General features: G+C 60.5%; 17 protein-coding genes and 1 pseudogene. 8 read left to right on the top strand and 10 right to left on the bottom strand.

Annotated features, from left to right (window positions below):
- Window positions 1-381: 381 nt before the first annotated feature.
- From AB4Z00_RS19700 to AB4Z00_RS19690, 3 genes are all read right to left on the bottom strand, one after another.
- Window positions 382-1605, bottom strand: coding sequence for a cytochrome P450 (locus AB4Z00_RS19700; protein ID WP_442046985.1), 1224 nt, complete (start codon window positions 1603-1605; stop codon window positions 382-384).
- Window positions 1606-2072: 467 nt separating this feature from the next.
- Entirely contained in the window at window positions 2073-2936 is an 864-nt protein-coding gene (locus AB4Z00_RS19695; protein ID WP_133085098.1) for an NAD(P)-dependent oxidoreductase, read from the bottom strand.
- Window positions 2937-3054: 118 nt separating this feature from the next.
- Window positions 3055-5574, bottom strand: coding sequence for a TonB-dependent receptor (locus AB4Z00_RS19690; RefSeq protein ID WP_442046984.1), 2520 nt, complete (start codon window positions 5572-5574; stop codon window positions 3055-3057).
- A 347-nt stretch (window positions 5575-5921) separates the two neighbouring features.
- Here AB4Z00_RS19690 and AB4Z00_RS19685 point away from each other — a divergent pair, with 347 nt between their 5' ends.
- The 7 genes from AB4Z00_RS19685 (at window position 5922) to AB4Z00_RS19655 (ending at window position 15073) form a co-directional block, all read left to right on the top strand.
- Window positions 5922-6749 (top strand): hypothetical protein, encoded by an 828-nt coding sequence (locus AB4Z00_RS19685; RefSeq protein WP_395335183.1) that lies wholly within the window; start codon window positions 5922-5924, stop codon window positions 6747-6749.
- Entirely contained in the window at window positions 6746-7336 is a 591-nt protein-coding gene (locus tag AB4Z00_RS19680; protein WP_395335181.1) for a cytochrome c oxidase subunit 3, read from the top strand. Before AB4Z00_RS19685 ends, AB4Z00_RS19680 begins: the two co-directional genes overlap by 4 nt.
- 11 nt (window positions 7337-7347) lie before the next feature.
- Window positions 7348-7605, top strand: a complete 258-nt coding sequence (locus tag AB4Z00_RS19675) for a cytochrome C oxidase subunit IV family protein (RefSeq protein ID WP_395335179.1) — start codon at window positions 7348-7350, stop codon at window positions 7603-7605.
- Between the two features lie 1129 nt (window positions 7606-8734).
- Complete coding sequence (locus AB4Z00_RS19670) at window positions 8735-9307, top strand: RNA polymerase sigma factor (RefSeq protein ID WP_395335177.1); 573 nt, start codon at window positions 8735-8737, stop codon at window positions 9305-9307.
- On the top strand, window positions 9300-10280 hold the full coding sequence (locus tag AB4Z00_RS19665) for a FecR domain-containing protein (RefSeq protein WP_442046983.1): 981 nt from the start codon (window positions 9300-9302) through the stop codon (window positions 10278-10280). The genes AB4Z00_RS19670 and AB4Z00_RS19665 overlap by 8 nt, the downstream gene beginning before the upstream one ends.
- A gap of 102 nt (window positions 10281-10382) precedes the next feature.
- Window positions 10383-12950, top strand: coding sequence for a TonB-dependent receptor domain-containing protein (locus tag AB4Z00_RS19660; protein ID WP_442046982.1), 2568 nt, complete (start codon window positions 10383-10385; stop codon window positions 12948-12950).
- 35 nt (window positions 12951-12985) lie between these two features.
- Window positions 12986-15073, top strand: coding sequence for an Atxe2 family lasso peptide isopeptidase (locus AB4Z00_RS19655; RefSeq protein ID WP_442046981.1), 2088 nt, complete (start codon window positions 12986-12988; stop codon window positions 15071-15073).
- On the opposite strand, the gene AB4Z00_RS19650 is transcribed toward AB4Z00_RS19655, so the two are convergent.
- From AB4Z00_RS19650 to AB4Z00_RS19620, 7 genes are all read right to left on the bottom strand, one after another.
- The gene (locus AB4Z00_RS19650; RefSeq protein WP_442046980.1) at window positions 15064-16824 is read right to left on the bottom strand and encodes an asparagine synthase-related protein; all 1761 of its coding nucleotides are present in this window, start codon (window positions 16822-16824) and stop codon (window positions 15064-15066) included. The genes AB4Z00_RS19655 and AB4Z00_RS19650 overlap by 10 nt on opposite strands.
- The gene (locus AB4Z00_RS19645) at window positions 16824-17495 is read right to left on the bottom strand and encodes a lasso peptide biosynthesis B2 protein (protein WP_442046979.1); all 672 of its coding nucleotides are present in this window, start codon (window positions 17493-17495) and stop codon (window positions 16824-16826) included. Before AB4Z00_RS19645 ends, AB4Z00_RS19650 begins: the two co-directional genes overlap by 1 nt.
- Window positions 17496-17568: 73 nt before the next feature.
- A complete protein-coding gene (locus tag AB4Z00_RS19640) occupies window positions 17569-17688 on the bottom strand; it encodes a benenodin family lasso peptide (protein ID WP_132392713.1) in 120 nt (39 codons plus the stop codon).
- A 169-nt stretch (window positions 17689-17857) separates the two neighbouring features.
- Window positions 17858-18469 (bottom strand): GntR family transcriptional regulator, encoded by a 612-nt coding sequence (locus AB4Z00_RS19635; protein ID WP_442046978.1) that lies wholly within the window; start codon window positions 18467-18469, stop codon window positions 17858-17860.
- Window positions 18466-19341 (bottom strand): phytanoyl-CoA dioxygenase family protein, encoded by an 876-nt coding sequence (locus AB4Z00_RS19630; protein ID WP_442046977.1) that lies wholly within the window; start codon window positions 19339-19341, stop codon window positions 18466-18468. The genes AB4Z00_RS19635 and AB4Z00_RS19630 overlap by 4 nt, the downstream gene beginning before the upstream one ends.
- Before the next feature lie 13 nt (window positions 19342-19354).
- Window positions 19355-19966 carry an acyl-homoserine-lactone synthase gene (locus AB4Z00_RS19625; RefSeq protein ID WP_442046976.1) on the bottom strand — a complete coding sequence of 204 codons (612 nt, stop codon included), beginning with the start codon at window positions 19964-19966 and terminating at the stop codon, window positions 19355-19357.
- Between the two features lie 89 nt (window positions 19967-20055).
- The gene (locus AB4Z00_RS19620) at window positions 20056-20790 is read right to left on the bottom strand and encodes a LuxR family transcriptional regulator (protein ID WP_442046975.1); all 735 of its coding nucleotides are present in this window, start codon (window positions 20788-20790) and stop codon (window positions 20056-20058) included.
- A gap of 269 nt (window positions 20791-21059) precedes the next feature.
- On the opposite strand from AB4Z00_RS19620, the pseudogene AB4Z00_RS19615 reads away from it, so the two are divergent.
- Window positions 21060-21236, top strand: a pseudogene (locus AB4Z00_RS19615) (transcriptional regulator domain-containing protein); the annotation flags it as partial.
- Window positions 21237-21257 lie beyond the last annotated feature (21 nt).

The following is a 21257-nucleotide window of genomic DNA, read 5'->3' as shown; positions in this document are numbered from 1 at the left end:
TTCTGTCCAAGAAGCTGAACGTTTGCGGGCTAATTTCCTGGCAGTCGCCATATCGGGGCGTCTACATTGGCGTAAGCCGCCTCCCGCCGCCAAAGTGGAGAGGGCTGGGCCGGGCAACATGTTCCAGGCCACGATCCTGCGTTGGCATTCGCGGGAAATCTGACGAAATGGGGTGCACACCGATTCCCTGCGCCGGTGCGCAGGTCACGGTCTGAACGGCCCAAGTGGCTGGTTTAAACCGGCTATCAAACACTGACCGGAATGGCACAATATGCCATTCCGGTTTGCTGCAGTTCGCATGCGTTGCGTCAGCTTGAGGCTGGCTTCGTAACTGGAACGGGTTCCACGCGCCGATAGTGCGTCAAGAACGCACAGCGTCTCTTAGTTCCACTGAAGTTCGAGGCGGGGCACGAAAGTGATATTGCCCACGAAATATTTCGGTTCGAAACCGTCTTTGAATCGAAATTGCGGAATTTCTTTCAGAAACAGTTCCAGGGCAGTCTGCAGTTCGAGCCGGGCGAGATGCATGCCGAGGCACTTGTGGATACCCCCGCCGAGCGCCACATGCGCGGCCTTGCGATCGAAACGGACCTCCGCTGGGTCTTCATGGATCTTCGGATCCTGGTTCACGACGGGCGTGCTGACCGAAACATATTCGCCCGGCATGATCTTCTGCCCGTGAATCTCGATTTCGCGCGAAGCGATACGGAATGCCGTAACCGGCCCGTAGACCCGAAGAAACTCCTCGACCGCCAGGACCATTCGATCCGGATTGTCGCGCAGTTCCTGCTGCTGATCAGGATGGCGTGCGAGATGTGCGAAGATATTGCCCAGCATGGTCGTGACCGTGTCGAGGCCGCCGAGAAAAAGATTGAAGCAATGGCCGAGGACCTCTTCGTTATTCCACTTGCGGCCGTCTTCGGCTTCGAAGTCGAATATCTTGGTGATGTAGTCGTCCTGAGGAGTACGGCGGCGAGCATCGATCTCGGACTGCAGATATGCCACGACCTGGCGCACCGCGTTGCTGCGCACCTGCCAGTCATTGGTGTGCAACATCTCCTTTTCCCAGACCAGGAATTCGGCCATCCGTTCCTGCGGAAGTCCCAGGAGGTCGAGAACGATGAAGATCGGGTAGCGTTCGGAAAATTCGTTCACGAAATCGCAGTGGCCGCGGTCTTTGAATGCCCCGATGAGATCGCTTGCGCGTCGCCGCAGCTCGTCTTTCATCGCGGCCATCTTCTGCGGCGAGAATTGGGGGTTCAGGGCCTTGCGGTAGAAACTGTGCATCGGAGGATCCACCTCCGTGGGCACGACCAACCAGTCTGCGCCGATGCTCTGCGACCATTGGCCCATGCCGTTCTTGGTGAAATTGTCGGGATCGCGCAGCATGGCCATGGTGTCATCATAGCCGGTGAGCAGCCAGCCGGGCTTGTCTCCGGGGAAGATGTTGGTGACATACGTAATGGGTCCCAGGGTGCGGTGCATCTCGGGAATGAGCGTTTCCTGAGGGCACTCCTTCACTTCCTCACGAGCGAAATAGGGCAACCACTTTGYCATCTCGGCCGGTACGTGGGGAGGAATTTCCTGTGTGGGTGCGCTCGCCATCAAATCTTCTCCGAATCCTCTTTGCCCCGCTGGCCAGACCGYTCGCCTGTGCGCTGCCATTCTGGTTTACCGAAGCGTCTAGTCCTGTTTCGCGCTGCGATCAGACGATGGGAAATGCGTCAACGCGTGGCCTGCGCAACCTTCCATAAGATAGGCGCCGGGCCGCCGTTCGCTGCGAACCGGCGCCCTGTCGCGTCGCAGTCACGTCAGAGCGGTTTGGCCGGTTGTTGAGGTAATACCGCTGGCTCGCATTCACAGGGGGCGTCGATGAAAGACATTGGCCGCGCCCCTGGTGGCCGGGAGTACCTGCGCGGCGGCGCCGGACGAAATCTGCGAAAGCATCTCGCTTCACTGCTTCCGGCGCCTTGCGTGTCGGCACTTCGGCTACCCCTATCAGACCGCGCGACGACTATGGCGAATGGGCTGAGCCATATCCGATTGGTCGCCCGCGGCCTGGTTAGGGGCACTCAGGCGCCGATTGGTTGGCCGAGCGGATATTCCAGTCCTGATGTGGAAGCGGCGTTCTCCCGGATCAGTTCTACCATGGGAAGACGGACGCCGAAGCGAGCCGCCTCGGCAATCGCGACCTCCAGATCCTTCACCATGAGCATCTGGAAATATTCGCGTAGCTTCGTCTCGTCGGCATTCCCAGCCGCTTCGGGACGTCTCGCCATGGCAAGGGCGCCCTCAAGCCCGCCGCCGGCGGTCGGGTCGCCTGACAACGCGAGAGTGAGCTGATCGAGGCTGACGCCATAGTTGCGCGCAATAACTGCCCCCTCGTAACCCGCTCTCATGCAGCCGAAGTACGTGGTGTTGCGAGCGATCTTGGCGGCCATGCCGGCTCCCGGGCCGCCCATGTGAAGGACCTGCTGCGCGAATCCGTCGAATACGGGTTTGGCGGCCGCCAGATCACCGTCTTCGCCGCCGGCCATACAAATGAGGCCGTTTTCGGCAGATTTCGGTCCGTTCGTGACCCCGCAGTCGATGAGGATAACGCCGGCATCCTTGCACATCGCCTGCGCTCCGGCGAGATCTGCCATATTGATCGTCGACAACAGAATGACGGTCTGGCCGGGTTTGTTTGCCGCGAGCACTCCGTCCGGTCCGGAGAGGACTGCAAGGGTCTGCTCCCCGTTGAGGACCGCGATCAGCACGCAGTCCGAAGCCTCGGCCAAGGCACGGGGGCTAGAGGAAATTGGAGGTGCACCCTTAACGCGATCCGCGGCTGCCGCCTGAACGTCATAGATTGCTGCAAGCTGGCCGGATCGCTGAAGGCATATGGCGACGCCTCCGCCAATCGATCCCAAACCGATAACGCCGCCGGTCTTCATCACTATTCTCCTGTATCGGAAAAACACTGGTGCTGCCGAGGGGGGCTCGACGCTTCCAGGATAATTCAAAGTCAAAAAGGGGCGGATCGCGTCCGCCCCTTCATGGTTGTTCCGGCTATCAGAACCTGTAGGTCGCCTCGACGCCCCAGGTGCGCGGAGGGCCGAGATAGAGGCTGTTATATGGGGCATTCGGCAAAATGACCGAAACGCCCGCCTGATATTGAACGTCAAACAGGTTCTTGACGTAGAAGCCCAGGTCCAGCCCCGTGCCGGCAATTCCCTTGACGTCGATACGCCCGTTGGCGAGGGAATAGCCCTTCAGCTGGTAGCCTTGCTGGCCGCCGTAGTCGGCCGTCATGTAAAGATCGCCGCTGATGATGACATCTGCATTTGCCGGATGGACTGGCGTAATCCAGCTGGCCGTGACGGTACCGGAGAATGTCGGTGTCAGCCTGTTGATCTGATCTGCGCCGAAGGATCCGACATTTGGTCCGAGTTCGCCATTCGTATTGATGGGAAGCAGCTTTGCCACGTCCGTTTTTGTGATGGCGCCATTAAAGCCCAGAGTCAGGTTGCGATCAGGCGACACACTGGCATCGATTTCCACACCGTAGATGTTGAGATCGGCTGCATTGATGATGATCGAGGAGGGCGGCGCGTCCAGGGTTCCGCGAGGAAACAGGAAGTTGCCGGAATTCGACAGGAACTGCGTGGCGTTGTCGTAGCGCGAATAGAAGGCCGCGACATTGAGCCGTCCTTGTGCACCGGCCACATTGAAGCTCAGTTTCTCGCCGATCTCGACATCGGTTACCCGTTCCTGCTTGATTGTCTGGTACCCACGCAGATCCACGCAGGACATCGAGTACGCCTGGGATGGGCAGGTCACCGGAGGAGATTCGAACAGCGGGAAATTGAGGTTCTTGGGGCGAACGCCGCGGCGGCTCGTGATATAGACCATGAAATCCCGGCTGATCTTGTAGTCAAACCCAACGGTCCATGTCGGATAGTTGTCTTTGACCGATGCCTGTCCGAAACCGTCGCTGAATTCGGTCGGCGTCCCCACCCGATCGGCGATATTCTGCTTGCACTGTGAGAAGTCAACAGATGCGAACGTGGCCGTATTGCCAGGATTGTAGCAGAATTCCGACTTGTCCCAGCTGTAGCGACCGCCGATGTTGAAATTCAGCTTATCCGTGAGCGGAATGCCAAATTGCCCGTATACCGCGAGGCTTTGATTTTTCACATGAGTGGTGGTGGGCGGAACGCGGCCAAGCGACGAGAACACGGTAAACTGGTCGCCGGAGGGGCCGGCCGGGCCATCCACACTGTAGTAGACGCCAAGAATACCGTTCAGTCCGCCCGAACCCTTGTAGATGAACTGGAAGTCGTTGTCGATATAGTCGCGAACATAGCGTTGTTCGGCGTAGTAGGTAATGAAAGGCTGGGTAACAAGGCCGCCCAGGAACGGATTCGCTACGCCTCCCTGATCCAGCACCGGCACGGCAGCAGTGTTGATCGACTGGTCATTCGTATTCTTGCGATAGCCGAAAATGTTCCGGAGAGAGAAGCTGTCGCTCAGCTCAACGTCGGTCGTGTTGACGACCGCGATCGACTTTCGATAAGCCCGGCCTCCGTCGATCCCGCCGTCGAACGCGCCGCGAGGATGCGCCTGCGCGTAAGCCTCGACGAGGCTTGCAAGCTGGACGGCGGTGGCAGCCCGACTGGCGCTACCAAGGAGCGGCAGGAAAACGGCCGACTGGAGCGGCGCGAAATCTGCCTTGTAAAGGTAGAGACCGGATGCCAGTTCGTCGGCCTTGAAATATTCGGCGACCGTCGTGTTCGTGATCCCCTCGGTCGGGGCGATTGTAAGCGACACACGAACGCTGTCGTTCTTGATGTTCTCGAAGCCGGGATAGCTGTTGGCTTTCGGATCCGTAGCGCCCAGGGCCTTCACTTCAGGCAGCGCGAAGAAGTCTGCGTCCAGAGAGCGGATCCTGGGGTCCTGGYGCCGTATCTGGCCGGCAATGCGCAACGCGATCTTTTCCGACACGATCGGGACGTTGACCGCCCCTTCGATCGCCCAGTAGWTCCAGCGGCCATACGTGCCTTTCACGTAGCCTCCGAAATCGTACAGGTCCGGTTGAACGGTATTGACGAGGATCGCGCCGCCGAGCGTCGATTTACCGAACAGAGTGCCCTGCGGTCCCTTGAGAACCTGCACATTCGCGATGTCGTAGGTAGGAATGCTCGACCCAAGGCTGGGAATCGCGATGTTGTTGAAATAGGTTACAACACCTGGGGTCGTAAGACCGACGGGAAGCTGGCCTACGCCGCGCAAGCTCACATTCGTCGTGCTTTTCCCGCCCTCCGAATTGAAGTTCAGGCCGGAGGCGATTGTCCTGACATCCGAGAGTTCCTGTACAGTCGAGCGCTGGAGAGCGCTGCTGTCAAATGCGGCGACCGCAACCGGAACATCCTGCAATCGCTCGGCGGTTCGCCGAGCCGTAACGATAATTTCCCCGGTACTTTGTGCGCCGGCGGTGTTTGCCGGAGCATTGTCTTCTTCCGCCCAGGCCTGGCCCGAACAGATCATCAGGGCGCTCGAGCCGAGCAATACCCTACAAATGCCCTTTTTCATTTCCATCTCCCTGCCGACTCCGATTTTCTTGCAGTCTACTGGTGGTCCGCCGCAGGGCTACCTATCGAAGGGTGGGGCGGTCCTGTTTCCATTTAGGTTGCGCAAGATCTCCGACCTGAAAATACGCAATAGGTGAGGTGTCACTAGACTGCCGCAATGTGTTTGGGAATCCGAAGCGCGGGGCACATTTTCGCTGTTTCCGGCGTGCTAGTCTTTCAGTCGCAAGGCGATCACGGGCCGTGCGTGAGCACGCCGGACAAATGTGTCGAAGCGGTCTCTCTCATACGAATGGTTGAAAACACCTCGGGTGCAATATGGCGGATCGATGCTCCGATGGCATTTAGCAAATGGTCCTTCAGAAGCACCGCCTTCCGCAGGTGAAAGCCGTCTCATCCGGCAAACCCTATCCTCGGGTGGGTGCTCTTCGCATGGGCGCTACTCACGATCCAGGAGAACAAATCCGCGGAGGGGTGATGGGTAGCCAGAGCACGACAATGAAGCTGTGCACTTACATGGGCGCGATTGCAGGAACAATGATGTTCCTGGGAATCTGGCCGGTTGCACACCTCTTTCCGCCGCTCGCGCCTTCAATGCCATATGCTCAAGTAGCCCAATACTATCGCGAGCATCAGGTCGGGATATTGGTCGGTGGCATTCTTATAACCTCGGCATCGGTCCTGTTTTTCCCATTTCTCGGCGCCTTGGCGACATTCATGAAGAAAATTGAGGGTCCAGTGTCTCCGTTGACCTGGTCGTTCGTGATGATCGTTGCTTATGGGTTTGTAACACTGTTTTTCGCGGGGCTTTTCTTCACCGTCGCGGCCTATCGGCTGGATCGACCAGACACCGAAATCGTCATGCTGAGCGACATTGCGTTCTTTCTGTTCGTCATGCCCGCCGTCCCGGCGTTCGTGCAGAACATTGTCACCGGTATCGTGATCCTTCAGGATCGGAAGACGGCCCCGACGCTTCCGCGATGGCTGGGTTACCTGAACCTGTGGACTGGTGTCCTGTTTCTCCCCGGCCTCGCGGTCGGCTTGTTCAAGTCGGGTCCTTTTGCGTGGAACGGCGTTCTTGCTTTTTGGCTTCCAGCTGTCGTTTTCGGCATATGGTTCAATGTGATGATCTTCGCCATGCTGGCGGCGATCAAGCGCGGTGCATTGGCCGGCGAATGACGGACAAGCAACAAACAACACCTGCGATCAAGACTCCCGCCGGTCGTATACCGGGGGAGGAAGGCGTGTGGGTCTTCATTGGCGGCGACCTCATAGTCTTCGCAGTATTTTTTATAACCTACGCTGTCGCACACCGGCAAGAATCGGCCCTCTTCGAGACATCCCAGCGATTGCTTGATCGCCACCTCGGCTTGCTCAACACGCTACTGCTGCTGACCAGCAGTCTTTGCGTAGCGCAAGCCGTCACGGCTGTCCGAAAAGGCGATCGGCGCGCGCGCCACTTCCTGCTTGGCGCGATTGCACTCGGTATGGGTTTTGTCGCGGTGAAGGCTGTCGAGTACTCGGCAAAAATCGCTGAGGGCTTTACGCTCAATACCAACGCATTTTCGATATATTATTACATGTTTACCGGTATTCATCTGGTCCACGTCGTGATTGGCATCGGTGTACTGTGTTTTGCCGCATCGCAGATCGAATCGTCCGGTCAGATGCGCGGGAGCGTGGCCCTCATTGAGGGGAGCGGCGTGTTTTGGCACATGGTCGATCTCCTGTGGATCATTCTCTTCGCGTTGCTCTACTTGTTGTGAGGGGAGCCCTGATGCCTTCAGTTCTGCAAAATCGCGCAATCATTGTCTGGACGATCTTGGTCGCTGCGACCCTCCTTTCGTTCGAAACGATGGTCGTGGGGCGTGATGGAGCCGCCCGCTGCGTGATCCTTATCGTCGCGTTCGCCAAGGTGACTCTGGTCGGGCGTGAGTTCATGGAGCTCAGGCACGCACCGAAGTATCTCCTCTGGCCGTTTCAAATATGGGTTGCGGTCCTCGGCGTGGCGCTCGTCGTCTTGTTCCTGGCTTGATCCAGAATCCGGGCCGGACATCTTGTTCATCTGACGCCCGTTATCGGCCCCGTCCCTAGGGAATAACGGCATTGTGCGGCATTGATGAATTACGGTCTCAATATGATCGTATTGCAGCCACTAAATTGAAAAATCGCCGGATAGAAAAATAAAACTTCGATAAAAATTAAAAAAGTGCGGGAAAGGATTTGTATGTTGATGGTTCGCTTAAGTGTCAGTTTAAGTTTTTTGACCGTTATTCCAAATTCGACTTGTGCTGAACGATCCGATTTCGTTCTGACGTCGCTTGAGCGGCCGGATTTGCCGCGAGCTTACGCGTCGTACGCACCCACTTGCAATAGTCCGTGTGGCTGGGCGGCGCTCCCCTTCACGCGCTAAGTTCCGTATAGGCTGTCGGTGTCGATCGTATCGCAGTGGGAACTTTGATGGGCAATGAACTTCGCCGCTGTCCGGCTGGCGGTGGCGATAAAACCCCATGAGTGAGCGCGTTGAAGGAAGTGCCTTGCGGGGCAGGTGGATGAGACATCGTCTCAAGCCATGGAATGCAGGCCGGGCATGTTCGGTAGAGATGTGAGGCATCGAAATTTATTCGCGCGCTCTAATGGCATCATCAATAGCGCTGACGAGCCCGTCGCTGGGGATTTGCTGCATTGCGTAATGTGGAGGGTGATTGAACGATACGTAGGCGCTTTGCCCTACTGATTTTTCGGCGGCCGAATAATTTTTCTATCCATTCCAAGTTAGGCATCAATTGGATGGCGTCTGGAAGGTGGCGGGATACGGCCAATCTGGTGTTTTAGGCAGTGTGTGAATTGTGTCGATCATGCCACATATGACAAAGTTGTAATTTCGTTCTTGAAGATCGTCTCGCATATAGTACCTTTTGCAAGCATCGTTCTTTTGTTCGATGCCGAGGCGTGAGAACCTCACAAGTGAATAGGGATAGTCTCGCCTTGCGGGAATAGACCGGATGGCTGATGCATATGTCCAGGACCCTTTGCGGTCTAAACGCGTCGGCGCATGTGCTTGCATGTTCTCAACATCCGGTTCCTACCGGCTCCGCCTCGCTAGTCGAGCGGAGCCGGTAGATGTTTTCCATGACTGATCTTGGTTTACCTGGCAGCAAGTCATGCGATTTGCCTTAGGGTTTGGTAGCGTCCCGCTCGGTGACGATGAACCTCTTCCCCCTGATGACGACCGGGTTTGCGCGGCTAGCGAGACGCTCGACCGAATTTACCGCGTCGAGCGCTCGGGGTTGCTGCGTTTCGTGATGCGCCGATCGCGTCGGGAAATTGCGGAAGATGTCGTCCAGCAAGCCTTCGCGCGATTTGCGGCACGTGGTAATGTGCATCAGATTGAGAACCCGGGAGGCTATCTGCGGCAATCGGCGGTCAACCTGCTGCGTGACAACGCCCGGCTGGCAATGCGCAATCCGGCGCCGTGTTCCGAGGTCATGGACGTTGCGGAAATTCCCGATTGCGATCCTGTGGCGGCACTCGAGGCCCGTGACCGTCTTCGCCGCATCGAAGCCGCGGTGGGCAAGCTCAAGCCTCTGACACGGCAGATATTTCTGGCGCGAAGGGTCTATGGTTATAGTCTCGCCGAAATCTCGAAGCAGACGGGTCTGAGTCAAAAGGGGGTCGAAAGGCACATGGGCATTGCGATCAAGAAGCTCGGCCAGCACTTGTGTAGCCATGACTGACCGGCCTCCGTACTCGCTCCCGGAGCGGCTTTACGAAGAAGCGAACCGATGGGCTGAGCGCTGCGATGCGGGTGAGCCTGGCGTAACGGAAAGCCTCGCGGCCTGGCTCGCCTCCGATCCACGCCACCGTCAGGCCTATGAGGAAAGCAGGGCCTTGCTGGGCGAAGCGCGGATCGTCCCCAAAGGTCTCGGTGGTTTTGACGGAAACCTGACGAAGGCTCCGTTCTACGCACGCCAAAGTACCCACATCGCGCTAGGGACTGCGGCGGCGGTCTTCCTTGTCGGTTTAGCGACCGTCTGGGCCAGCGGCCATCATCTCTTGCCCCAATTGGTGACCCCGGCCGAGGCGGCGACGTACGAGACTGGAATCGGGGAAATCAGGACGTTCCGCCTCGCCGATGCGAGCGCGATCACCCTCGATACCGATACCCGAATTTCGGTTTCACTTTCCGGAGGGATTCGTGACATCGTTATTGCGAAGGGCCGGATCAGGGTGGAAAGCGCGCCGGGTTCAGGCAGTTATGCGGTGAGCGCGGGCACAAACAGCGCGACGGTCCAGGGCGGTGTCTTCGATGCCTTCCTGACAGGTGCAGTGCTGCGAATTGCCGCTCCGCATGGGGCGGTCGAACTGAACGCGGCCGAGCCGCCAACCGGCGCGCCGCGGCAGATCGCTGCCGGTTCGCAGATCGAGATCGGATCGCCGGCAAGCACTTCCTCCGTTCCGGGGCCCGACGTTGAATGGGTTTCCGGGATGCTCGCGCTCAATGGTACCCGGCTTGATCAGGCTGTGGAGGCGATCAACCGTTACAATCGCGCCAAGATCCGCCTGGGCGCCCAAGAGCTGGGATCGCGCAAGCTCAGCGGCGCTTTTCCGGTAGGCGATCCCGAGGGGTTTGCCGAGGCGGTCGGCAAGATGCTGGATCTGCATGTTGACTTGTCAAATCCTGCTCAGATTGTCCTCTCGAAACAGTAAGAATTAGTTTCCAGGAAATGCGCTGAAAAAAGCGTAGGGCAAAGTCTCGTCCCATCGTTCCCCTCATGACCAGCCAATTCGTGGCGGAGGGGAAACAAAAAAATGGAAAAGAGAGCATATTCGGTCACGCTTTGGCTGGCGTCGACGTCACTTGTCGCATTTTTAGCCTGCCCTTCGGTCGCAATAGCGCAGCAAACTGTGCAACTATCCGTCGATTTGCCAGAGCAGCGCCTGGCGGATTCGCTTAGGGCTCTTGCGCTGCTCTCGGGCCGGACGGTCCTTGCGGATGACGGGAGCGTTGCCGCGAGGCGCGCTCCCGCTCTGCATGGAACCTTCACGCTCGAGCAAGCTCTTGACCGTCTTCTCGCAGGTTCAGGTCTGAAAGCGGAGGCTGCGGGCAACGGTTATGTCGTCCGCGGCGCGGCGCGCGGCGGCAAGCAGAGTGCTGCTGGGGGCGACGATATCGTCGTGACCGGTACGAGACTGCGCGGCACCGAGGTGGCTTCCCAGGTCATCGTCCTTGGCAACCAGACGCTTCAGGATTCCGGCTTCGGCGACCTTGGCGATGCTGCACGCAATATTCCGCAGAGCTTCGGCGGCGGGCAAAATCCCGGGATCGGCCTCAACGTCCCGGCTTCGGCGGGCGCAAATGCCGGTGGCGGTTCGACCGTCAACTTGAGAGGGCTCGGCAGCGACGCGACGCTGACCATACTCAACGGCAGGCGGCTTCCCTACGACACGGCGCTACAGGGCGTTGATATCTCGGCGATTCCGCTTGCCGCAGTCGACCGTATCGAAGTCGTCGCCGATGGATCTTCGGCGATCTACGGGTCTGATGCTGTCGGCGGCGTGGTGAACGTGATCCTGAGGCAGGACTACGAAGGCCTGCAGACCCGCGCCCGCATTGGCGGCGCAACCGAGGGCGGTGATTTCCAGCAGCTTTACGGGGTGCTTGCAGGACATCGCTGGAACGGCGGCGGCATGTTCGTGACTTACGAATACAACCGCAACACGGAGCTCAATTCGAACCAGCGCGACAGTACGGTATCGCACCCCAACATGACGCTGCTCCCCGCGAGCCAGCGCCACGCCGTAGCGGCGCATGTGCATCAGGATCTGGTGACCGGTCTCACTTTCGAAGGGGATATCCTCTACAACGAACGGACCGGTTCGCTGACTTATCCGCTCAATGCGGCTTCCGATCCGCATGTCAGCCGCGTCGACCAGTCCTACAATTCCTACTCGCTCGCGCTTGCCGGTGCGCTTCACTACCAGCTCGGCCACTGGGAAGTCACGGCAGCAGGAACATACGGCAAGGGGCGCAACGACCTTCTGGCCGAATACGTCTACAGCGATGTCACGGGGCTCACGTCCGCAAAGCGCTACCGCAACCGTTCGACCACTGGCGAACTTGCGGCCTCTGGTCCGGTGTTCCGCCTACCCGGCGGCGATGCCCGGATCGCGGCGGGGCTGGGCATCCGCGACAACGGTTTCGAGATATATGCAGGACCGGGCAGTTACCAGAACGCGAAACCGAGCGAGACGGCCCACTATGTCTTCGGCGAGCTCAACCTGCCGCTCATCAGTCCCGATCTTGCCGTTCCCCTGGTTCGCAAGCTGTCACTGAGCGGAGCGCTGCGTCACGAGGATTACGATACGGTCGGCCAGATCACGACGCCCAAGCTGGGGCTCATCTATGCGCCGGTGGACGCGCTCGAGCTTAAGGCTACATGGGGGCGCTCGTTCCGCGCACCGAGCTTCTATGACCAGTACGGTGCCCAGACCGCCAGTCTTTACGCAGCCTCGCGCCTGGGCGGGATCGGCTATCCGGCGAGTGCGACGGCTATCCTGCTCGGTGGCGGCAATCAGGACCTGAAGCCCGAACGGGCGAGAAGCTGGTCGGCGACGGCGTCGTTCCATCCCGCCGTTCTCGAAGGCGCGACCTTCGAAGTGACCTACTTCTCCACGAACTACGTGAACCGCGTCGTCACCCCGATCACACTGACGGCGCAATCGCTGTCCAATCCGATCTACGCGCAGCAGGTCAGCTTGAACCCGAGCGCTTCCCAGCAGGCGGGCATCATTTCCGGTGTCGACCAGTTCTACAACTTCACTACGGGGGCGTACGATCCATCGCAGGTTGTTGCCATCATCGACAACCGCAAGGTCAACGCGGGCCGCCAGACCGTTCACGGCATTGACGCGCTGGCGCAGTATTCGGCCAAGCTGGCCGGAGGCACAGCCTCGTTCGATCTCAACGCAACCTATCTCGTCAGTGAGCGACAACTCTCGGACGGGCAGCCGATAGAGACGCTCGCAGGCTATCTCTACAATCCGCCGCACTGGCGCGGACGCGCGGCGGCAAGCTGGGATGACGGTTCGTGGCGCCTGACGGGAACGCTCAGCTATATCGGCGGGGTCGTCGATACGCGCGCAAGTCCGCCGGACAGGGTGCACGGTATGACCACGCTCGACCTCTCGGCGCGCTATCGCTTCATTCGCGAAGGCAGCGTGCTCGATGGTCTCGAAGTCGGGGTGTCGGCGAACAACCTCTTCAACGCGATGCCTGCCCAAATCACCACCACGACCTGGGCCGATACGCCCTACGATTCGACCAACTATTCGCCCGTAGGGCGCTTTCTGGCTCTCGAGGTCGTCAAGAAATGGTAACGACGACTTCTTCCGTGCTCGCGTTGGCGAGCGCTATGCTCGGGCTTTCGATCGCCACCCCGGCTGCCGCGGCGGACCGCTGTTCGGATCTGCTGCCTTCGGTTGTGCGCCCGGTTGGGCCCAAGCGCGACATCACGCCCGAGGACCTGGTCCGGCTCCGGCAGATCGGCCCGCTCGAGGCCGTAGTTCCAGCCCCGTCGGCACTTGCCGTCTCGCCAGACGGTCGCCAGCTGGCTTTCGTCATCACCCGCGCCGATCCCGCAACCAACAGCCATTGTGTCGGGCTTGCGGTCGTGGATGTGGCGGGTCGAAGTGCGCCGCGGCTTCTCGATCAGGGAGGCCAGCTCGCGCTTGTTTCCAACGAGTATCGAAAGCGGATCTGGGGTATCGGATATCCGCTGACGATCACGCCGCATTGGTCGCCCGACGGCAAGTCTATTGCCTGGCTTCGCCGGGACAATGACGTCACGCAAGTCTGGATCGTCGATGCCGCTTCGGGACAGGCACGGCAGGTCACGCATTCGCCGGTGGATGTCGAAGCGCTGGCATGGCGCAGTGACGGCAAGACGATCGTCTACGCCGGCCGCCGAGGGCAAGTGGAGGAGAGGGCGGCCTTTGCGAAGGAGGGACTGTCCGGATTTCACTACGATACCCGCTATGTGCCGATCATGTCGAACAAGCCGATGCCCGACGCGGCCATTCCCTGGACCGCTTATGTCGTCGATCCGCTAACAGGCGAGGAGCATCCGGCCAGTCAGGATGAAGCGGCGCTCCTTCCGCCCGACATGATCGGCAAGGTCGAGCCGCCGCCTCGGGCCGCAAACGCCGATGGCCGGCTCGCAGAGACCCACCGGAGTTCTGCCAATCCGGTCAGTCCGCTGCTTCTCTCGGTCCACGCGCCCGGCGGCGCCCCGATAGATTGCAACGCCGAGGCCTGTCGCGGTTCGATCGACAGCATGTGGTGGACTGGGGATGGGAGGGCCCTGATCTACCTTCGGCGCGAAGGCTGGGCGCGCGGCGACAGTGCGCTCTATCGGTGGGTGCCGGGCAAACGCGCGCCGCATCAGCTGCTCAGAACGAAGGATCTTGTCAGCAACTGTGCGATGGCGCCGGATGGACTTGTCTGCCTCTACGAGCGGGCGACCGCACCGCAAAGGGTTGTGCGGATCGATCCTGCAACCGGCGCGATGCGCGACATTTTCGATTCGAACCCGGAGTTCCTGGGCATCCGGTTCGGACAGGTCCAGCGTCTCGAATGGCGCAACGACCAGGGCGCCGAGGTGCGCGGCGACCTCGTGTTGCCGCCCGATTATCGCCCCGGAACGCGGCTGCCGCTCATCGTCACCACCTATATGAGCAACGGCTTCCTGCGCGGCGCCATGGGCGACGAATATCCCATCCATGCCTTCGCGGCGGCGGGGTTTGCGGTGCTGAGCTTCAACAAGCCGCGCGCCGTCGCCGACGACAATCCGGGCCTCGATACAATCAAGAAAGTACAGGGTGACGGGATACGGAACTGGGCCTGGCGGCGCGAGGTCCAGTCGGCCATCGACCGCGGCGTCGACAAGGTGATCGCCATGGGCATCGCCGATCCGAAGCGGATCGGCATCAGTGGGCTAAGCGACGGGTCGAGTACCGTGCAGTTTGCGATGATCAACAGCCGTCAGTTCGCCGCCGCTTCGATGAGCACGTGCTGCCTCGAGCCGTGGGCGGTCAATGTGGGTTACGGACCGGCATTTGCGGCGCATATGCAGGAGCAGGGCTGGGGGGCGCTCACTGCTGACGACCGCACGTTCTGGGCACCGGGCTCGATCGTGCAGAGCGCGGCCAGTACCGACACTCCGCTACTGATGCAGGTGGCCGATCGTGAATATCTTGGCGGGATCGATGTCTTTGCCGCGCTCCGGGAGCAGCACAAGGCGGCCGACATGTTCGTTTTCCCGGACGCCTATCACTTCAAGTATCAACCGGCGCAGCGGCTGGCCGTCTATCGGCGCAATCTCGACTGGTTTGCATTCTGGCTCCAGGGCAGGATCGATGCCGATCCTGCCAAGGCCGGGCAATATGCGCACTGGCAGGAACTCGCCAAGGAGAGGGAGGCAGCCCAGCGCCCTCAGGATTGAGGGTGCCGGGCTGCAAGCCAGGCCTCGACCTGTGAGAGTTGGAGCAGACGCCTGTGGGCGGTGTCCCTGATTGGCCCCGTGTCGCTTGTGGCGCGTTCGACCGCATCGCTATCGATGAGGCCGAGCCGCCGCAACTGACCGTCGAGGAGCATCGATCGTACGGTTTCGCGGTTCTTGCAGTAGACGTCGGCGACGAAGCTTTCGGGCGATCCCTTCGACTGCCGCATGACGATCTCCCTCGGTAAGCGCTCGGCGAAAGCGTCCCGGGCGATGATCCGGCTGCGGACATCGCGGAACCACCACCAGCTTGGAACCCGAAGGCATGCCTCGACGACCGGCTGGCTGGCGAGCGGACTGATATGCCGGACCGGGCTGAGCAGGTCGCAGTCTTCTGCCCATCCTTGGGCGGCGGCGATGACCGCCACGTGGGCGGCCGCGCCATGCTCAGTCTTACTCGGCGCGCTGAGCCATGCGTGCGGTGCCTGCGATGCGAGATTGGCGATTGCATCGGGGGCAAGAAGGGCAAGGTCCGGCCGCCACCGAAACGTGGCCGATCGCCGGAACCGGCGGCGGGCTGCGCGCCACAGCACTTCGAGCGCGCTGGCCTGTCCGAGCGCGGCAACTGTTCTCGCGCACGACCACACCGTCTCGTACGTATCGGCGTATCGCAAGGCATCGGTGACAGGTGCAACCGAATTGAGAGCAAGGAACACGTTGTCGCCGCCCCCGCCGTCGAGAGTGAGATCGGCGCCGAGTGCGTTGGCTGCGCTGGCAAGCGCTGCATTCGTTCCCTGCATGAAGACCCGCGAGCCGGGGGATGGCAGCTCCGCGCTTTCGGACCGCGTGACGTCGACAGCGCTCAGCGGAAAATCGCGTTCTTCGAGCTGGCAGCCGAGGCGGCGCGCGACCATCCGTGCCCAGTTGCGCTCGTCGCCGGAGCTGTCCGCGTGGACGAAGTTGACGCAGCGATATTCGCCTCCAAGCGACGACAGGCAAGCGGCGAGGATCGAGGAGTCGATACCGCCCGAGAGCATGAGCAGCGTCTTCGCCGCATCTCCCCTGAGGGCGCGGAGCGCCTGATAAATCGCGCTGCGAACTTCATGCTGTGCCTGCTCCGTCGTCTCGTACCACTGGGCGCGCTCAGCATGGGGCCAGGGCGACCAGGCTTCTGCCGTGGATGCTCCACCGGGCCCGATTAGCAGTGTTGCGCCGCCCGGTAGGTTGCCGATCCCCGTCAGGCACGTGCCCTGTCCAGGGAGACCGGGGAACGCCAGCCGCTCGGCAAGTGCGCGGGCGTCAGGATTGCCCATGGCTACGCCGGCAACTCCGAGCGCAGCGACATCCGATGCCGCGATCGTCATCCCGTCCTTGAAGCCATAGAGGCAAGGCAGTTTGCCGAACGGCGCGCGAAGGACCGTGATCTCGCCGCTTCCTGGCGCGCGCAGCAATGCGACGTAGTTGCCCCAGAACCGGGTGACGAGGCGGTCCGCATCGACCGGCCGCTCCGCCAGCATACGACCGATGCTTTCTGCCGAGCTGGCGAGGTTGGTGCCGCGCGAGAAGACCTCGCCAATCACCATGCCGCGGTCCTCGCCAAGATGATGATGAGCCAGTGCCGGCGAGACCGCAACAAAGAGGCGCGCGTCGCTGTGGCAGATTTCCAGACCGGCTGTACGCGACCGTTCGGCAATCGCCTCGCGATTGGGGGTCGGCCGATCCGGCGTGCCAATCACAGCGAGATAGCGTCCCATCATACAACCAGGATCGGGACATAGGGAGCGACGGTTCCGGCATCCTCGCACACGAGGCCGGAACCCACTTCCACCCAGCAATGCGCGCTGAATGGCCCCAATTGCACACCCATGACCATCCGGGCGCAAACGCCGGCTTTGGCAAGATCGCTCATCAGGGCCATCGAAGTCGGAAGGCAGCGCCCTCGGGTCGATCGGATGAGGCCGGCGTGGCGATAAGCGCTGGCAACAGCTTGCAGCGCGGCGGCCAGATCACGCGCGGGCTGCAGGTTTTCGCGCCTGCGGATGACGTCGGCGATGTTTGCGGCAAGGGCTCTCGTACGGACCCGCCGGTTCCACAGGGACCTGTTTGCAAGCGCCCGCGCGGTGCCCAGCGGCGCAAGGCGCGAAACGGATGCAGACGCTCCATCCTGCGCCTGCGCACTTGCAGTGATGGCGGCGCGGCGCGTGCAGGCCGTTAGCGGGTAGCCATGCCCCATCGACAGAACGCCGATGCGTTGCAGCGCCTGCTGGGCTTGGGCCTCCACCTCGCCGGTTTCGGCGAGCCGGTGAAACTGGCGGTCGAGAGGCTGGGGCAGGCAGAAGTAGCGATCCGCCTCGAGATCGAGGAAGATGTATCGCTCGCCAATAGCGCAGAAGCTCACGCCGCGGCGAAGTCCGTGACCCGACATGATCGTCTCCAGACACGTTTCCCGATGATCTCAGAGGAGTGGCGCGCAGCCCGAGCTGCGCGCCACCCTGGGCTCAGTCGTCCGACAGGCCCGCCTGCGGGCTGCCGATGCCGACATCGAGATCGTTGGGCTGCACGCCCTTGGTTTCGGTGCTGGCGGTGCCGAGTTCGATCGGCGTGTTTTCACGGTCCATCGTCTTTGCTCCTTCAACATGCTGCCGGAATTGGCAGCAGAAGAAGCTTACGAATGAGCTGGCGATATACGGAATATATAGTGACTCTATATCGAGAATATATCGGCTCTTGCGCGTTAATTGATTTTATTGACTGTCGTTATATCGATCTTCGTGAAAAAAAGGGTTGCTATTCGTATGGTCTAAAGCGTCGCCATCGACGAATGAGCTCAAAAGCCGAGCGATGGCGGCGTTGATGATAAGACTTCAAAATTTTGCCGATCGAGTTTCCCGGAACCTCGGTAAGCGCAATTTTGAGTTCTTCGAATTCCCCGTCGACGTCTTCCAGCAGGTCGGACTCGATATGACGAATCGCATGAAGGTTCGCATTGAGGCGCCGCATGGCGATGCGGTATTGCGTGTTGTTCGAGCTGTAGACGAGGTCCGTGAGAAGGCTTGCCACGCGATCGGGATAATCGTCGCCCCGTCCGAGCCTGGCGGGATCGCGTCCCGCGAGCGTTCCGGATCGCAGCGAAAGACCGATGAGCGTGCGTGACCAGGTATAGAGATCGCGCAACGCCGGCTCATCGAGGGTGATAACGAAGAAACCGCCGGGGACCAATGTTTCCACCATGCCCTCGCCGACAAGGCGATTGAGCGCCTCGCGAACCGGTGTGGCGCTGGCTTCCAGATCCTTGGCGATCGCCTTGGGGTCGAGGCGAAAACCGGGCCGCATATCGCGGCGGGTTATGAGAAGCCGGATGTGCTCGTAGATCCGGTCCGATGTCGCGCCTGCGTTCATGACACACCTCCCTGCACGGCGATGCGATTCTCGATAAGCGCTTGCTGATCGGGCCGGAGCGCGTCGATCGCGGCGAGCGGCAGGCCGGGATCGTAGTCCTCATCCAGCAGGATCGAGGGACACTGGCCTTCGTAGTTGCCGAGGTTGGGCCGGTGCTGGCGGTAGCCCACCAATGCGGCAAGTTCGGGATCGAACTTGCGCGCAATCCCAGGTGGATAGGCGAGCCACTGCGCTTCGTACGGTTTGAGCCAGCCGAGCGAATAGCCGACGACGATACCGCGACGAACCTGGCTGGTACGGTTGCTGCCGGCCCCGTGCAGGGTCGAGCCGAGGAATAGGAGCGCGGAGCCGGGCGGGATTTCGACGGCAACCGGGCGGCCGCTCGGTTCCGGATCGAGAGCGGCGCTGCCATGGCTTTGCGGCCAGACGAGTGTCGCGCCGTTCTCGGAGGTGAATGGGGTGAGGGGCCACATCACATTGACAAGGTACTCGGCCGTGCCCTTGGCTGCGGACCACATGTCCTGGTCACGGTGCGGCAGTTGTGCGGGCGCACCGCCGTGGACGGCGATCGCCTGCGTCGTATTGAGCTGAATGCAATCACACCAGGGGAGCAGGATCTGCTCGACGATCGAGACGATGAGGCTGTGGCGCACTAGCGTTTCGGCGTGCGGCGAGCGGGCGAGGAGCCGGCCGAACCGCTTGGTCGTGGCGCCGTAGAATCCTCCCTCACAGAACGGCGTGCGATGGAAGCGAGGCGCGATGTCATCATCGAGCGCGGCAATGGTCTCGGCGGGAAGCGCGTTCTCGATCACGCAATAGCCGTGCTCGCTGAGATCGGCGGTGTAGCGGGCGACTTCGGAGAAAAGATCCATGATCGCGGTCTCCTCAATTCGCCCCGCGGTCGGAGCCGCGGTGGTTCGTGGTGATGCCGGCTGCCGCCAGTTTGTGAGGTGTGTCGCGGTCGATATCGATGCGGATCGCTGCGAGCATTTCACTTCCACTGAAACGGGGAGGGCCGAGCGGACGGCAGTCCCATCCGAACTGCAGCACCTGTTTGAACCAGCCGGCGGACGCGATTGCGGTGTAAGTGGTGATCCCGTTGATGAGCGCGTGGTCGACGAGAGCGCAGATCAGCGCATCGCGCGCTTCGCGGCGTTCGGTTGCGCACAGACGCCGATCAAGGCAGAAGCGCGTAATCTCCTTGATCGCAGCGCCGCGCGGCACTTCGTTCTCGCAAAACTCGGCGTAGAAACTGTCGAGGATATGCGGCCGTGTCGTCGGCAATAGCCTGGCCGAAGCATAATGTTCGCAATCGGGCCCGGCCAGAATGACGTAACGGGCGTAGGGATCGTCGAACTGATCGAGTTCATACCGTTCGGCAAGTACCGGCAGGTCCCATTTCAAAAGGTCGACGAAGACGGATTTGCGAGCCGCCCACATGGCGCGCAGCGCCTCGTCGGGAGCCTCGCGATTTTCGTAGCTTTGGACGTTGAGCATGGGGTCATTCCCTGGCCGTGACCATTCGCGGTCACGTGCCAAGGGTCATCCGGAACGGCCGTTCCAGGCCATACCGGAAAAGGGGTATGTTACCGCCGCAGGATATCGGTGAAGGTCAGGTTTCCATCGAGCAGAGCCCGGATAACCGCCAATGTCCGCTTGTTCACTCCATATCGTCCGCAAACATTCCTGACATGAAGCGCGATCGTTTCCTCGCTACGGCCGAGATATTTCGCGATCTCGCGATCGTTCATGCCCCAGGCGACAAGGACCAGGATCTCGCGCTGCCGATCAGTGAGCCTTGCGGGTTCGATCAGGCGGCTTGCCCCGCGTCCGAGCCACAGTCCTCTCGCCGCATCGAACGCGAAGAGGGCGATCGACTGGACGATCGGCAGAATTGGATCGTAGATCGGAACGGAGACCGAGTTCACGAAGGAAAGCGATCCGCGCCATTCGCCCGGAACATAGCCCGGAACCGTGTAGCCGTGGACTATTCCCTGTTCGCGCGCCATCGTAAGAACGCGCCGATCCCCTTCCGTCATCGGGATCAGATGGGGAATACGTTCCCAGCGGAAACCCAGGTTCGTGACGTTGCTCGCCCGGTGGACGGGGTCATTGAGACCAAGACCGAATTGGTCGTAGAACTCCGCCCACTGATCGGGATAATTGTGAATCCGAAAAGTCTCGCCCGCGGGATCCAGAAATCCCCCATGGTGCGAGAGCGCAAAGCGCTGAAAACCGAGTTCCTCTGTCGCTTCGCTCATAGCTTCGGTCAGATCGTCGATGCTGCCGATAGTCTCGAAGATGCTCACGAGGTGCGTCATGAGCGCCAAAATTCGTGTGCCCAATGTTCGACTTCGCGATCGTCGGCGGCGTTGCTTGTCACCGTCGGTCCGGCGATCGCCCTTCCTGCTTCGTGGCCGTCCAGCGGGTTCTCAATCCGCCATCGGGCAGGTTGTGTCGCAAAAGTGTCATATCATTCCATGTGCGCACTCTGGAATGGTCTAATTCGGACAGAATGTCCGTATATCGGTGAAAATTTGTTAATTGCCTGCGAACACGTTTCTAAATTCATCTCGGATGCCTTGTTCAAATGAGGGTGGGTGTTTCTGCCAATTGGCAAGACGCTGAGTCCTATGCATATCTAAAGAAGGCTGATCGTACGGGTTTGATGTGGGAATGGCTCCGCAGGGATCCAGCTTATCTTGCATGGCACGCCAAAGCGTCTCTCCTCACCGGCGGACATTCGTCAGAGCCGTTGAATTGGGGGCTTCACTTTCGCGGAAGAGCC

The organism is Novosphingobium sp. YAF33 (genome assembly GCF_052113265.1).
Classification (GTDB): domain Bacteria; phylum Pseudomonadota; class Alphaproteobacteria; order Sphingomonadales; family Sphingomonadaceae; genus Novosphingobium.
This window is presented reverse-complemented; position numbering and strand designations above follow the sequence as displayed.